Genomic DNA, 13,119 nt, shown 5'->3' with positions numbered 1-13,119 from the left:
GGTCCAGGGCCGAGCGGGCGCCGGCGGCGGCCTCGCGGGCGGCCGTGGCGGCCTGGCGGGCGGCGGCCAKGCGCGGGGCCAGGTCCTCGGCGCTCTCGACCCCGGCGCTCTCGGCGCGGACGGCGGCGAGGGCCGTCGCGGCCTCGGCGCGCTCGGCCTCGAAGCGGGCGATGGTGTCGTCCAGCGACTGGGCGCGCGCCTCGCGCTGGGCGGCCTCGCGTTCATAGCGGGTCACCTGCTCGCGGGCCCCGGTCAGCAGGCGCTCGGCCTCGGGCGGACCCCGGCKCTTGTCGCGCAGCGTCTCCTCGGCGACCCGCAGGGCGTCGGCGGCGGTCTTCAGGGCGGCGGTCGCGGCCTCGGCGCGCGGGGCGACCTGGTCGATCTCGGCCTCGACCTCGGCCAGGCGGGTGCGCTGCTCCAGCCGCACGGCCGCCGGCTTGGGCGCGTCGGCGCGGGCGACGAAGCCGTCCCACCGCCACAGGTCGCCTTCCTTGGAGACCAGCCGCGCGCCCACCGGCAGGCCCTTGGCCAGGCGGTCGCCGTCGGCGCGCTCGACCACGGCCACGTGCGACAGGCGGGCGGCTAGTTCCGGCGGGGCCTTGATCAACGGGGCCAGGGGCGTCGCGCTGTCCGGCCAGGCCACGGTCTTGGCGTCGGCGCCGGCCCAGAAGGACGAGGCGCGGGAATCGAGGGCGGCCTCCAGGTCGTCGCCCAGGGCGGCGGCCAGGGCCGCGCCGTAGCCCTTCTCGGGCGTCACGGCGTCCAGGGCCGGCGAGAAGCCGCTCTTGGCGCGGGGGGCGGTCAGCTGGGCCAGGCCGCGGGCTTCCGTGCGCAGGCGGCCCAGCTGGTCCTCGACCTTGCGGGCCAGGTCGCGCGACTGGGCCTCGGCGGCGGCGGCCTTCACCCGGACGGCCTCGGCCTCCTCGAGCGCGGCGCGGGCGGCGGCCAGTCCGGCCTCGGCGTTGGCGAAGCGCTGGCGGGCCTCGGCGGCGGCCGGGTCGACCACGGGGCCGACGGCGGCGCGTTCCGACTTGGCCTGGTCCAGGGCGCGGACGGTGCGGGCCAGGCGGCCCTCGGCCTCCTGCAGGCGCTGGGCGGCGGCGCGGGCCCGGGCGTCCTCGGCGGCGGCGCGGGCGGCCAACTGCTCGACCTCGGCGTCGGCCTTCGCCCGGGCTTCCTCGGCGGCCTTGGCGGCGGCGGCCAGTTCGGGGCCCCGGGCCGGGGCGGCGGCGATCTGGGCGCGCAGCTCGACCAGCTCGGCGTCGGCGCGGGCCAGGGCCTGGACGGCGTCCTGCAGGCCTTGCGTTTCGCGGGCCCGGTCGTCGTCGATCCGGGTCAGGTCGGCCGACAGCCGCTCGAACTCGGCCTGGGCGGCCTCGGCCTCGCGTTCGGCCCGGTCCTTCTGGATGGCCAGCTGGCCCAGGATCGCCTGGGCGATCGAGGCTTCCTCGCGGAGCGGCGGCATGGCGGTCTCGGCCGCCAGGATGGCGGTCTGGGCCGTGGCGGCGGCGCGAGCGGTCTCCTCGACCGCGCGGGCGGCCTGAGTGGCCTCGGACTGGGTGCGCTCCAGCGTGTCGCGCGCCTCGGTCCAGCGGGCGTAGAGCACGGCCCCCTGCACGGCGCGGATCTCGGCCGACAGGCGCTTGTACTTCTCGGCTTGGCGGGCCTCGCGCCGCAGCCGGCCCAGGGCGGTCTCCAGCTCACGGGCCACGTCCTCGAGACGCGACAGATTGGCCTCGGCGGCCCGCAGGCGCAGCTCGGCCTCGTGGCGGCGGGTGTGCAGGCCCGAGACCCCGGCGGCCTCTTCCAGGATGCGGCGGCGGTTCTGCGGCTTGGCGCCGATCAGCTCGCTGATCTGGCCCTGGCGCACCAGGGCCGGCGAGTTGGCCCCGGTCGAGGCGTCGGCGAACAGCAGCTGGACGTCGCGCGCCCGCACCTCGCGGCCGTTGATGCGGTAGGTCGAGCCCTCGCCCCGGTCGATGCGGCGCACCACCTCCAGTGTCGGGTCGTCATTGAACTGGGCCGGGGCGGTGCGGTCGGCGTTGTCGATCGTCAGGGTGACGTCGGCATGGTTGCGGGCCGGGCGATTGCCGCTGCCGGCGAAGATCACGTCGTCMATGCCGCCCGCGCGCATGGCCTTGGCCGAATTGGCGCCCATCACCCAGCGCAGGGCTTCCAGGAGGTTCGACTTGCCGCAGCCGTTGGGGCCGACGATGCCCGTCAGGCCCGGCTCGATCCGAAACTCGGTCGGTTCGACGAAGGATTTGAATCCCGAAAGGCGCAGGCGCTGGAATTGCACGGCGCGCGCCCGCCTCTCAGCCCTTGGCCGGCTTCGCAGCCGACTTGGGCGTGGCCGGCTTGGCGGCGGGCTTGGCGCCTGTCTTGGGCGTCGCCTTGGCGATGGCGGCGGCGAAGATCTCGATCGGCTGGCCGCCCTCGATCCGCTCGCCGTTGACGAAGAAGGTCGGGGTCACCTCGATCTGGTCGCGCTCGCCGGCCTTGGTGATGCGGGCGTTGACGGCGTCCAGGGCCTTCTTGTCCTCCAGGGCGGCGGTGAACTGGGCCTCGGTCAGGCCGAAGCCCTTGCCGATCTTCAGCAGGCCGCCCCACAGGTCCTGGCTGTCGAAGATCGCGGTCTGCTGCTTGAAGATCGCGTCGATGACTTCGAAGTAGCGGGCCGGACCCACCCGCCGGGCCAGCAGATAGCCGGCGGCGGCGAACTCGTAGGGTTGGGTCAGGTATTCGCGGAACACGTACCGGACCTTGCCGGTGTCGATGAACTGCTTCTTGAAGGCCGGGAAGACGTCGTTGTTCCAGTGGGCGCAGTGCGAGCACGACAGCGAGGCGTACTCCACCACCTGCACCGGGGCCTTGGGCGAGCCCAGGGCCATGTCGCCTTCCGCGGGCGGCAGGGGCGCGGCGCGCGCGACCGACGGCGCGGCGATGACCGCCACGCCCGAAGCCGCCCAGCCCAGGGCCGGGAGACCCGTTCCGATCAGGGCGCGCCGGCTCAGGATCATTTCGCGGCGGCCTCGGCCTGGTCGATCAGGGTGCTCAGCTGCTCCAGCGTCTGCTCGCCGCCGTCGTCGCCGCCGGCCTTCTTGCCGTTGATGATGAAGGTCGGGGTGCCGGTGATCTTGTCTTCCTTGGCCGTGCGCTCGACGCGCTCGTTCAGCGCCTTGAGGGCCTTCTCGTCGCTGACGCAGGCGTTGAACTGGGCCTCGTTCAGGCCCGCCGCCAGGGCCACGCCCTGCAGTTCGCCGCGGATGTCGCCGCTCTGGTAGATGCGCTCCTGGGCGCGGTACAGGGCGTCGACGACCTGGAAGTACTTGTCCTTGCCGGCGCAGCGGGCGACCAGGAAGCCGGCGGCGGCCAGGCGCGGATCGCCGKTCAGGGACTCGCGGGCGACGTAGTGGATGCGGCCGGTGTCGATGTACTTGGCCTTGAAGGCGGGGAAGACGTCGGCGTTCCAGCGGGCGCAGTGCGGGCAGGCGGTCGAGGCGTATTCGACCACCGTGACCTTGGCGTTGGCGTTGCCCAGCGACATGTCGTCGGCGGTCACGGCCGCCTTCTTGTCGCAGCCGGCGAGCGCGGCGCCCAGTGTGGCGGAGAGGGCGGCGACGGTCAGGAGCCGGCGGGTCAACGGACGCATGTGATCTTCCCTGGAAGAGGCGTGAACAGTGAAGTTAAGCGCGATTCTTTAGTCGCGTGAAAAGGGCGCGGATAAGGCGAGGCATCAGCCTATCGGACGCGTGGTTGTCAATCCAGAGACGCCGCTCAGCGCGGATCGCGCAGCACGCCGCGGCCCAGCTTCAGCAGGGCGTCCTTCAGGCCCCCCTCCGGCTGATCGGACAGGCTGTCGGCCAGGTCGCGCTCCTGGGCGGCGTCCAGCGGCGGCTTCCTGCGAGGGCGGGCGGCGACCGGGGCGGCCTGGACCTTCACCGGGCCCTGGACGATGCGCAGCTTGGTCACCGCGCCCTTGCCCAGCAGCAGGTCCAGGCGCTGGGTGATCTGCGGGGCCTGGTGCTGGATCAGCGAGGCCACGGGACCGTCGACCCGCAGCTCCAGCGTGCCGCCCTCGCCGGTGCGGCTCTTGATGACGCGGACGGGCTCGGTGCGCCGGGCCAGGGTCTCGCCGACGATCTCCTTCCAGCGGGCCTGCAGGACGCCGGGGCCCTGGCCGAACTTCTCGTCCAGCTTCTTGATCAGCGGGGCCAGCGACTTGCCGGCCGGCGGCGGCGGACGCCTTTGCGGACGCGTGCGGCGGCGCTTGAGGATCTCGAGGGCTTCTTCCGCGGTGGGCAGGGGGCGACGGCGCATGCGGGGAAGGTAGCAGAGGTCGTCTCTCGTGATGATCCTAAAAGGTTGTCATCCCGGAAGCCTCGCAGAGGCTGTCCGGGACCCAGGGGACTGGGCGAAGGCTTTGCGGTTCACCTGGGTCCCGGACAAGCGCTGCGCGCTTTCCGGGATGACAACGATGGAGGGGTTTTGCATAGCTCGTCCCATGCTCGACATCCCCGCCCTCCGCGCCGCCCTGCTGGCCTGGTACGACGCCCAGGCGCGGGACCTGCCCTGGCGCACCGGCCCGGCGGCGGGCAAGGCCGGACAGCGCTCCGACCCCTACAGGGTCTGGCTGTCGGAGGTGATGCTGCAGCAGACCACCGTGCCGCACGCCACGCCCTATTTCCTGAGCTTCACCCAGCGCTGGCCCACGGTGTCGGACCTGGCGGCGGTGGAGGACGGCGAGCTGATGGCCGCCTGGGCGGGCCTCGGCTACTACGCCCGGGCCCGCAACCTGCTGGCCTGCGCCCGGGCCGTGGCGGCCGATCACGGCGGGGTCTTTCCCGACACCGAGGAGGGGCTGCGCGCCCTGCCGGGCGTGGGCGCCTACACCGCCGCCGCCGTGGCGGCCATCGCCTTCGATCGCGAGGCCAATGTGGTCGACGGCAATGTCGAGCGGGTGATGGCCCGGCTGTTCGCCGTGGAGGAGCCCGTCCCCGACGCCAAGCCGGAGCTCAAGCGCCTGGCGGGCGAACTGGTCACCGGCGAGCGTCCCGGCGACTGGGCCCAGGCCCTGATGGACCTGGGGGCCACGGTCTGCCGGCCCAAGAGCCCGCTGTGCGACCGCTGCCCGATCTCGGCCTGGTGCGCGGGCCGCAAGACCGGCGCGCCCGAGACCTATCCGCGCAAGACGAAGAAGGCCGACCGCCCGCGCCGCCACGGCGTGGCCTATGTGCTGACGCGCGGCGACGCGGTCGCCCTGGTCCGCCGCCCGCCCAAGGGCCTGCTGGGCGGCATGCTGGGCCTGCCGACCAGCGACTGGCGCGATCGTCCGTGGACGGACGTGGAGGCCGCCGAGGCCGCTCCGGCGTCCGGCGTCTGGCGCGACGTCGGCGTGGTGGAGCACGTCTTCACCCACTTCGCCCTGACCCTGTGGGTGCTGCGGGCCGAGAGCAACGGCGCCGAGCTCGCGGAGGGCGACGTCGTCTGGACCCCGCGCGAAGGCTTGTCGGCCCTGCCCAGCGTGTTCCTGAAGGCCGCGCGGGCGGCCGACCGGCTGCTCTGATCGGGCGAGTTTCGGCGGGGGACAACTTCAGGCTTTGGTGGCAAGCTCGCGCCCATCACGAGCCGAGGAGCCCGTCCATGGCCATCAACACCGTCGTCGACCTCTCGCACCACAACGCCAGTCCGAACTTCGCCCAGGCCGTCGCCGGCGGGATCACGGGCGTGCTGCACAAGGCGACCGAAGGGCTGGGCTTTGTCGATCCCGACTACGCGGCCCGGCGGACCGCCGCTCAAGCCGCGGGCCTGATGTGGGGCACCTACCACTTCGGGACCGGCGACGATCCCGTCGCCCAGGCCGACCACTTCCTGCAGACGGTGGGTCCCAACCACGCCGGCATGCTGCTGGTCCTGGATTTCGAGCAGAACCCGAACGGCTCCAGCATGAGCCTGGACCAGGCCCGGGCCTTCGTCACCCGCATCAGCGACCAGGCCGGCCGCTGGCCAGGGCTCTATTCGGGCAACTACGTCAAGGAGCTGCTGGGGGACGAGAAGGACCCGGTGCTGTCGCTGTGCTGGTTCTGGCTGGCCCAGTACGGGGCCACCGCGACCGTGCCGCCCAACTGGTCGGGCTGGACGCTCTGGCAGTACACGGACGGGGTCAACGGGCCCCAGCCGCACACGGCGCCGGGGATCGGCGCCTGCGACCGCGACCAGTATTTCAGCGACGCCGACGCCCTGCGGGTGTTCTGGCTGAACGGCGGCGCCTAAACGCCGGGCGCCCTCCGGCGAAAGCGACGCGGCGATTGCGGTAAACCCCCGATGGGCGCGGGATCGGCCGCCTCCTAGCCTGACGCCGGCAAACAGCGTTGGGCGTGGCCGCCATGTTCGAAATCCAGGACGTTCCACGCCGGCGTTTCCACCAGCTGGCCGCCGCGGCCTTCCTCGGCGCCATGACGCCCAGCCTGGCCCGGTCGAACTCCATGGTCGGCGGGTGGATCACCATCAAGGTCCCGCCGCCGCCCGACGTGGCGTCCAAGCTCAAGAGCCTGACGGCCAGGGTCGAGGCGCGCCAGCCGTTGATGGAAACCAGCAAGGAGCCGCCGATCCGGAAGTATCGGGAATTCCTCGACCAGCTGGCGGCGAAGAAGCTGCCGCCGATCGATCAGCTCAAGGCGGTCAACACCTATGTCAACGCGAACGTCGCCAGGAAGAAGGATGGGAAGGAGGACGTCTGGAGCGAGGCGTACACCACCCTCAAGGAAGGCGGCGATTGCGAGGACATCGCCCTGGTCAAGCGCTGGGGACTGAAGCGGCTGAAGTTCGCGCGCGAGAACCTGTTCCTGGTCATGGGCATGACCCTGCTGACCCGTCCGCCAGAAGGCCACGCCCTGCTGGCCGTGCGCCTGGCCGACAACGTCTTCCAGGTCATGTACAACCTCGTGTACGCGATCGAGGACGCCACCAGCCTGCGCTATTTCGAGCCCGCCTACGCCGTCAACGAGTTCGGTTTCTGGCGGGTCGACAGGGTCGACCGCGTCGGCGGGGACTACTGGCAGGAAGCCTATCTGCGCGCGGTCAAGCGCCAGGGCGGCAAGGCCTGAAACAAATCCGCTCATCCCGGCGAACGCCGGGACCCAGATGGAATGGTTTTTGAGGCTGACGCCAATAGCGCCGAAATCCTCCAATCACCCACTCTGCTTTGGGATCTGGGTCCCGGCATTCGCCGGGATGAGCGGTGTTTGATTTAGTTCATCCCCGCCCGCACCTGCGAGCGCAGGACGTCGATGGGGGCCAGGCCCTTGTCGGTCTTGAAGTGCCAGTAGGTCCAGCCGTTGCAGGCCGGGGCCGACTGCACCAGGGCGCCGACCTTGTGGATCGAGCCCGACAGGTCGCCCACCGTGATCGAGCCGTCGGCGCGGACCTTGGCGGCGTGCGAGCCCTTGGAGCAGAACAGGGTGTCGCCCGGGTTCAGCAGGCCGGCCTCGACGATGGTGCCGAACGGGACGCGCGGCTCGGCGCGCTTGCTGCCCATCACGTCCAGGTCCTGCGGCGCGATCGGCACGACCTTGGCGATGCGCTCCTTGGCGTGGGCGATGTACTCGGCCTCGCGCTCGATGCCGACGAACTTGCGGCCCAGCCGCTTGGCGGCCGCGCCCGTGGTGCCCACGCCGAAGAACGGGTCCAGGATCACGTCGCCCGGCTTCGTCGTCGACAGGATGACGCGATAGAGCAGGGCTTCCGGCTTCTGGGTCGGGTGGGCCTTGTTGCCGTCCGCGCCCTTGATGCGCTCCTCGCCGGTGCACAGCGGGATGGTCCAGTCCGAGCGCATCTGCACCTCGTCATTGGCCATCTTCAGGGCGTCGTAGTTGAAGGTGTAGCGCTTGGCGCCCTGGCTCTTGGAGGCCCAGATCAGGGTCTCGTGGGCGTTGGCGAAGCGGGTGCCCTTGAAGTTGGGCATCGGGTTGGACTTGCGCCAGATCACGTCGTTCAGGATCCAGAAGCCCAGGTCCTGCACGGCCACGCCCACGCGGAAGATGTTGTGGTAGCTGCCGATCACCCAGATCGCGCCGTCGTCCTTCAGCACCCGGCGGGCGGCCTTCAGCCATTCGCGGGTGAACTTGTCGTAGGCGGCGAAGCTCTCGAACTGGTCCCAGTGGTCGTCGACCGCGTCGACCTTGGAATTGTCGGGCCGCAGCAGGTCGCCGCCCAGCTGCAGATTGTAGGGCGGATCGGCGAAGATCAGGTCCACGGACTTCTCGGGCAAAGCGTTCATCGCCTCGATGCAGTCGCCCTGGATGATGGTTTCAGGCCCGAAGGACATGTCCGCTTCCCGTCAAAAACACTGAGCGGAATCATGAGTCTCGATGGTTACGCCGGGGTGAATGGACGTGGTTACCGGCCTGTTAACCCCACGATTTGAGTCCGATTGGACTCAAAAAGTGTGGAAATCGCCGTCGGGCGTCCATCGCCCCAAACGCCCGTCATCCCGGGCCTTGTGCCCGGGACCCCTCTGTCCGCCGCAAGTGCAGGGGTGTGGCGCGCCGGCGCGCCAATGCGCTTCACCGTCGGCTGAACCAGGGGTCCCGGGCACAAGGCCCGGGATGACGGTGAAGAGGGAGTTGCTACCCCTCCAGCCCGTCCCCGAACGCCAGGTCGCCCAGGGCCAGCTCGCCCGACAGGGCCAGCTTGACCGGGGCCCAGCTCATCCGGTGGATCGGCGAGGGGCCCAGGCGACGCAGGCCCTCGACGTGGACGGCGGCGTGGTAGCCCTTGTGGCCGGCGAAGCCGTAGCCGGGATAGACGCCGTCCATCTCGACCATGATCCGGTCGCGGGCCTCCTTGGCCAGGATCGAGGCGGCGGCGATCGAGCACGACAGGCTGTCGCCCTTGACCACGGTCTTGATCGGGCAGGGMAGCTTGAAGCGGTAGTTGCCGTCGACCAGGGCCATGTCGGGCTTCACCGACAGCCCTTCGATGGCCCGGCACATCGCCAGGCCGGCGGCGTGCAGGATGTTCAGTTCCTCGATCTCGTCGACGCTGGCCAGGCCCACGCACCAGGCGATCGCGACCGACTTGATCTCGATCTCCAGGGCCGCGCGCGCCTTGGCGGTCAGCTTCTTGGAGTCGTTGAGGCCCGCGGGGATGCGCGTCGGGTCCAGGATCACCGCCGCGGCGCTGACCGGCCCGGCCCACGGCCCGCGCCCGGCCTCGTCCACGCCGCAGACAGGACCGGGGCCGCAGGCGGCTTCCAGCATCATGTCGGGGCCTGTGCGGCCGAGGGCGGGGGACTTGGTCACGCCCCGCTCATAATCCGTTTCGGGGTGACGGGGGAAGGCTCCGCGTCCGCACCAGGCGCGCGAAGCGGCCGTCCGACAGCCGCAGGCGGGTCCAGTCCACGCGGCCGGAGCGGATCGGCACCTCGTTGGAGTCGTTGGGGCCGGTCTCGACCGTCAGGGMGGGGGCCAGCGGCTCGTACCAGCCGGCCTGTTCGAGACCCGCTTCGGCGGCCACGATGGCCGGGCTGGCGTAGCGCCACAGCGACACGCCCAGCAGGTCTTCCTTGGCCGGGCCCCATTCGCGGCTGCGGGCGGGCGAGGCGGCCAGCAGGCGGTGCGACAGGTCGCAGATCAGGTGGGCGGCTTCCGTCGAGGTCTCGACCAGATCGAGCAGGGCGCGGTCGGCGTCGGAGTCGGGCCGGGCGGCCAGCAGGTCTGCCAGGCGGGCGGCTTCGCGTTGCGAGGGGGCCAGGACGCCGCCTTCCCAGCGCGAGACGGTGGCCTGGGAGACGCCCAGGACCTCGGCCGCGTGCGCCTGCTTGACCCGCCGCATCGCCCGCCAGGCGCGCAGCGAACGGCCCAAGGCGTGAGGCGGTGCGGGGGCGGCGTCCATGGCCGCAGAATAACTTATGCGTTCGCCGCGCCAACCCGGGATGCGATCAGCGGTCCCGTGAACGGAGGCCGACCATGCGCGTGTTGTTGACCGGATCCTCGGGCTGGCTGGGGCGGACCCTGGCGCCGGCCCTGCGCGCCGCCGGCCACGCGGTGACCGGGCTGGACGTTGTCCCCTCGGCCGAGACCGCCGTGCTCGGCTCCGTCGCCGACCGGGCCCTGGTGCGCCAGGCCATGGGCGACCACGCGATCGAGGCGGTGATCCATTCCGGGGCCCTGCACAAGCCCGACATCGAGCGGTTCGACCGCCAGGCCTTCATCGACGTCAATGTCGCCGGCACGCTGAACCTGTTGGAGGAGGCCGTCGCCCAGGACGTGGGGCGGTTCGTCTTCACCTCGACCACCTCGCTGATGATCTGCGAGCGGATCCGGGCCGGGGCGGCGGGCGGAGCCGAGCGCGCCGAGTGGCTGACCGAGCACAGCCCCGTCCAGCCGCGCAACGTCTACGGGATCACCAAGCTGGCGGCCGAGCAGCTGTGCCGGCTGGTCCATCGCGAACACGGCCTGCCGGTGGTGGTGCTGCGCACCAGCCGCTTCTTCCCCGAGGCCGACGACATGGCTCACGCCATCCGCCAGTCCGACGCCAACACCAAGGCCAACGAGCTGCTGTTTCGCCGCCTGACCGTCGAGGATGCCGCGCGGGCCCATCTGCTGGCCCTGGACCGGGCGTCGGACCTGGGTTTCGACCTGTTCATCGTCTCGGCCCCGCCGCCGTTCTCGCCGGACGAGGCCGAGGCCCTGATCGCCGACGCGCCGGGCGTGGTCGCCCGCCATTTCCCGCGCTACGCCGAGCTCTACGCCCGCCGCGGCTGGACGATGTTCGACAGCATCGACCGCGTCTACGACCCGTCACGGGCGGCGGCGCGGTTGGGGTTCGTCTGCGAAACCACCTTCGCCGACGTGCTGGCGGGGTTGGATGCCGAGGGGGCCTAGAGCGCGGCGTTGACCACCGGCGGGGCGTTGCCGCGCAGGCCCCGGGCGTCGAGATAGTCGAGCAGGGTCGCCGGGCGGTTGGTCTGGATGACGCTGACGCCGTCGTCGATCAGCCGCCGCCAGGTGTGGCGTCCGTCGGCCGCCGCCCCGCCGGCCCAGGCCCGCGCCCAGACGCCCTTCAGCCCCTTGCGGGCCAGGGCGTTGCTCCACAGCCGCACTCGCGCCAGCCGCGCCTGGGCCCGCACGGCCTTGAATTCCGAGCGTCGCAGGTCGCACAGCTCGATGGCCGGGACGCGGTTCTCGGCCAGCACCTGCAGGGCGGCGATCCCGGCCGGATCGCCGCCGGCGCGGCCCCCGGGACGCCCCTTGACGGTCCCGACCATCGGCATGAAGGCCAGGCTGCGATAGGGCGGCAGGTCGGCCATCGGCGCGGCGCCGGCCTCGGGCCGCGCCTTGACCAGCACCTGGCCGGCGGCCCCGCTGGCCAGGACGACCTGGGCCACCTGCTCGGCGATCGGCTCCTTGACGTCCAGATTGATCAGGATGCGGCCCTGGGCGCGGGCCAGGAAGGCTTCCAGGGTCGGCGGGGCCTCGACCGGTCCGCCATGGGGCGACTTCAGGCGCAGGCCCTGGACCTGGCTCAGGGTCATCTCGGACAGCCGGCCATGGCCGTTCGTGGTGCGGTCGACCGTGGCGTCGTGCAGGATCACCAAGGCCCCGTCGGCCGTGCGGCGCACGTCGATCTCGACCATGTCGACGCCCAGGGCCACGCAGCGGTCCAGGGCTTCCAACGAGTTCTCGGGGACGGCCTTGGTCATGCCGCGCGAGGGGGCCGGCGCGTGGCAGGCCCGGTGGGCCACCACCAGCACGCCGTCCGACCAGTCGTAGAGCCGCTCGCGCAGGGGCGCGGACGGTTCGGCGACCGCCGGGCCGGCGAAGGCGACGAGCGTCGCCGCGACCGCCGCGAGGCGTCGGGAGGTGAAACGAGCTAGGCGCATGGTGAAGCTCCCCCACTGCGCCCGAATGGCTGATTCCCGCAACAGTGGAGCGTCGAAAGCCTGACAGGACCGTGACGAGAGTGGCGGGGTGTTGCGGAACGGTCGCGCTTGCGGCGATCAGGGTTCCGGGGCGCAGACGCCCTCCACCCCGCATCGGGCCTTGCAGCGGCAGGCGTTCCGGCGGGCGCGGACCCGCCGGAACCACCAGAGGCCGCCCCCGGCGATGAGGGCCGCGACCGGCAGGCCGAAGCAGAGGACCTGGTCCAGCGTCAGTCCGAGCAGCAGCGCGCCGCCGGCCACGCCGGCGCCCGTCAATCCGACCCCGGCGAACACCGGGACCAGTAGGGGCGCGCAACAGGCGGCGCAGGCCGCCCCGACCGCCAGAAGTCCCGTTCGCATCCTCATCTCGATCTCCTTGCCTTGAGCCACGAAGACGGTGCTACTTCCTCAAGTCACTTGAGGAGCAAGGGGGAGAGTCGATGCCGCTCACGATCGGGGAAGCGGCGGCCAAGTCCGGCTGTTCGGCGCCGACGATCCGCTATTACGAAGAGATCGGCCTGCTCAGCGCGGTCGATCGTACCCTGGGCGGTCGACGGGCCTACAGCTGGCCGCAGGTGCAGCGCCTCAGCTTCGTCCGCCGCGCCCGCGACCTGGGTCTCTCCGTCGAGCAGGTGCGCGCGCTGCTGCGCATCTCCGACGGCGACCAGGCCGACTGCGGACAGGCCCAGGCCGTGCTCACCGCCTATGTCGAGGACATCCGCCGCCGTCGGGCCGAGCTCGAAGCGCTGGAGGACACGCTCAGCCGGATGGCCCGCCATTGCGGCCAGACCTGCGCCGACATCCCCGAGACGGCCTGCACGGTGATGGACGACGTCCTGAACGTCCGTATCGGGACGATCGCCGGGTGAGCTGGCTCTACTACGCCCTGGCGGCCGTCGCCGAGATCGCCGGCTGCTTCGCCTTCTGGGCCTGGCTCAAGCTGGATCGCTCGCCGCTGTGGGTGATCCCGGGGATGGGCGCCCTGGCGCTGTTCGCCTTCCTGCTCACCCGCGTCGACAGCGACCTGGCCGGCCGCGCCTACGCCGCGTATGGCGGGATCTACATCGTGGCGGCGATCACCTGGTTGTGGCTGGTCGAGCATCGCGCGCCCGACCGCTGGGACGTGACCGGGGCGCTGATCTGCCTGGCGGGGGCGGGCGTCATCCTGCTCGGGCCGAGGCCGACCTAGCGGGCTC

15 protein-coding genes are annotated in these 13,119 nt (G+C 71.7%); 6 read left to right on the top strand and 9 right to left on the bottom strand.

The window, feature by feature from the left end; translation table 11 throughout:
* From AC1U89_RS12480 to AC1U89_RS12465, 4 genes are all read right to left on the bottom strand, one after another.
* Positions 1 to 2,299: AAA family ATPase (locus AC1U89_RS12480; RefSeq protein ID WP_479900011.1), on the bottom strand; the 2,299-nt coding region annotated here is incomplete at its 3' end.
* Between the two features lie 16 nt (positions 2,300 to 2,315).
* Positions 2,316 to 3,020: a DsbA family protein gene (locus AC1U89_RS12475; RefSeq protein WP_479900010.1), complete on the bottom strand. Its 705-nt coding sequence runs from the start codon at positions 3,018 to 3,020 to the stop codon at positions 2,316 to 2,318.
* Positions 3,017 to 3,652: a thioredoxin domain-containing protein gene (locus AC1U89_RS12470; protein ID WP_479900009.1), complete on the bottom strand. Its 636-nt coding sequence runs from the start codon at positions 3,650 to 3,652 to the stop codon at positions 3,017 to 3,019. The genes AC1U89_RS12475 and AC1U89_RS12470 overlap by 4 nt, the downstream gene beginning before the upstream one ends.
* Positions 3,653 to 3,777: 125 nt before the next feature.
* On the bottom strand, positions 3,778 to 4,320 hold the full coding sequence (locus AC1U89_RS12465) for a DUF721 domain-containing protein (RefSeq protein WP_479900008.1): 543 nt from the start codon (positions 4,318 to 4,320) through the stop codon (positions 3,778 to 3,780).
* A 184-nt stretch (positions 4,321 to 4,504) separates the two neighbouring features.
* On the opposite strand from AC1U89_RS12465, the gene mutY reads away from it, so the two are divergent.
* From mutY to AC1U89_RS12450, 3 genes are all read left to right on the top strand, one after another.
* Positions 4,505 to 5,566 carry an A/G-specific adenine glycosylase gene (gene mutY, locus AC1U89_RS12460; protein ID WP_479900007.1) on the top strand — a complete coding sequence of 354 codons (1,062 nt, stop codon included), beginning with the start codon at positions 4,505 to 4,507 and terminating at the stop codon, positions 5,564 to 5,566.
* 77 nt (positions 5,567 to 5,643) lie between these two features.
* Complete coding sequence (locus AC1U89_RS12455) at positions 5,644 to 6,273, top strand: glycoside hydrolase family 25 protein (RefSeq protein WP_479900006.1); 630 nt, start codon at positions 5,644 to 5,646, stop codon at positions 6,271 to 6,273.
* Positions 6,274 to 6,386: 113 nt separating this feature from the next.
* The gene (locus tag AC1U89_RS12450; RefSeq protein WP_479900018.1) at positions 6,387 to 7,106 is read left to right on the top strand and encodes a transglutaminase-like cysteine peptidase; all 720 of its coding nucleotides are present in this window, start codon (positions 6,387 to 6,389) and stop codon (positions 7,104 to 7,106) included.
* Positions 7,107 to 7,249: 143 nt separating this feature from the next.
* On the opposite strand, the gene AC1U89_RS12445 is transcribed toward AC1U89_RS12450, so the two are convergent.
* From AC1U89_RS12445 to AC1U89_RS12435, 3 genes are all read right to left on the bottom strand, one after another.
* Positions 7,250 to 8,326, bottom strand: a complete 1,077-nt coding sequence (locus tag AC1U89_RS12445; RefSeq protein WP_029908574.1) for a site-specific DNA-methyltransferase — start codon at positions 8,324 to 8,326, stop codon at positions 7,250 to 7,252.
* Between the two features lie 301 nt (positions 8,327 to 8,627).
* Positions 8,628 to 9,263 (bottom strand): ribonuclease HII, encoded by a 636-nt coding sequence (locus AC1U89_RS12440; RefSeq protein WP_479900017.1) that lies wholly within the window; start codon positions 9,261 to 9,263, stop codon positions 8,628 to 8,630.
* Between the two features lie 46 nt (positions 9,264 to 9,309).
* The gene (locus tag AC1U89_RS12435) at positions 9,310 to 9,894 is read right to left on the bottom strand and encodes a helix-turn-helix transcriptional regulator (RefSeq protein WP_479900005.1); all 585 of its coding nucleotides are present in this window, start codon (positions 9,892 to 9,894) and stop codon (positions 9,310 to 9,312) included.
* Positions 9,895 to 9,968: 74 nt separating this feature from the next.
* Here AC1U89_RS12435 and AC1U89_RS12430 point away from each other — a divergent pair, with 74 nt between their 5' ends.
* Entirely contained in the window at positions 9,969 to 10,886 is a 918-nt protein-coding gene (locus AC1U89_RS12430; RefSeq protein WP_479900004.1) for an NAD-dependent epimerase/dehydratase family protein, read from the top strand.
* Here AC1U89_RS12430 and AC1U89_RS12425 read toward each other — a convergent pair.
* Positions 10,883 to 11,884: a glycerophosphodiester phosphodiesterase family protein gene (locus AC1U89_RS12425; RefSeq protein ID WP_479900003.1), complete on the bottom strand. Its 1,002-nt coding sequence runs from the start codon at positions 11,882 to 11,884 to the stop codon at positions 10,883 to 10,885. The genes AC1U89_RS12430 and AC1U89_RS12425 overlap by 4 nt on opposite strands.
* Positions 11,885 to 12,001: 117 nt before the next feature.
* Positions 12,002 to 12,283 (bottom strand): hypothetical protein, encoded by a 282-nt coding sequence (locus AC1U89_RS12420; protein WP_479900002.1) that lies wholly within the window; start codon positions 12,281 to 12,283, stop codon positions 12,002 to 12,004.
* A gap of 80 nt (positions 12,284 to 12,363) precedes the next feature.
* On the opposite strand from AC1U89_RS12420, the gene AC1U89_RS12415 reads away from it, so the two are divergent.
* Positions 12,364 to 12,792 carry a MerR family DNA-binding protein gene (locus tag AC1U89_RS12415; protein ID WP_479900001.1) on the top strand — a complete coding sequence of 143 codons (429 nt, stop codon included), beginning with the start codon at positions 12,364 to 12,366 and terminating at the stop codon, positions 12,790 to 12,792.
* Positions 12,789 to 13,112: a YnfA family protein gene (locus AC1U89_RS12410; RefSeq protein ID WP_479900000.1), complete on the top strand. Its 324-nt coding sequence runs from the start codon at positions 12,789 to 12,791 to the stop codon at positions 13,110 to 13,112. The genes AC1U89_RS12415 and AC1U89_RS12410 overlap by 4 nt, the downstream gene beginning before the upstream one ends.
* Positions 13,113 to 13,119 lie beyond the last annotated feature (7 nt).

It is taken from the genome of Caulobacter sp. 05T431 (genome assembly GCF_056665975.1).
Note: the sequence above shows the minus strand (reverse complement) of the source record. Positions and strands in the feature narration are given on the sequence as shown.

Bases quoted from the DNA above. Each gene is read 5' to 3' on its own strand.
- AC1U89_RS12475 (WP_479900010.1), bottom strand. From the start codon at position 3,020: ATGATCCTGAGCCGGCGCGCCCTGATCGGAACGGGTCTCCCGGCCCTG.
- AC1U89_RS12465 (WP_479900008.1), bottom strand. From the start codon at position 4,320: ATGCGCCGTCGCCCCCTGCCCACCGCGGAAGAAGCCCTCGAGATCCTC.
- mutY (WP_479900007.1), top strand. From the start codon at position 4,505: ATGCTCGACATCCCCGCCCTCCGCGCCGCCCTGCTGGCCTGGTACGAC.
- AC1U89_RS12455 (WP_479900006.1), top strand. From the start codon at position 5,644: ATGGCCATCAACACCGTCGTCGACCTCTCGCACCACAACGCCAGTCCG.
- AC1U89_RS12450 (WP_479900018.1), top strand. From the start codon at position 6,387: ATGTTCGAAATCCAGGACGTTCCACGCCGGCGTTTCCACCAGCTGGCC.
- AC1U89_RS12445 (WP_029908574.1), bottom strand. From the start codon at position 8,326: ATGTCCTTCGGGCCTGAAACCATCATCCAGGGCGACTGCATCGAGGCG.
- AC1U89_RS12430 (WP_479900004.1), top strand. From the start codon at position 9,969: ATGCGCGTGTTGTTGACCGGATCCTCGGGCTGGCTGGGGCGGACCCTG.
- AC1U89_RS12425 (WP_479900003.1), bottom strand. From the start codon at position 11,884: ATGCGCCTAGCTCGTTTCACCTCCCGACGCCTCGCGGCGGTCGCGGCG.
- AC1U89_RS12420 (WP_479900002.1), bottom strand. From the start codon at position 12,283: ATGCGAACGGGACTTCTGGCGGTCGGGGCGGCCTGCGCCGCCTGTTGC.
- AC1U89_RS12415 (WP_479900001.1), top strand. From the start codon at position 12,364: ATGCCGCTCACGATCGGGGAAGCGGCGGCCAAGTCCGGCTGTTCGGCG.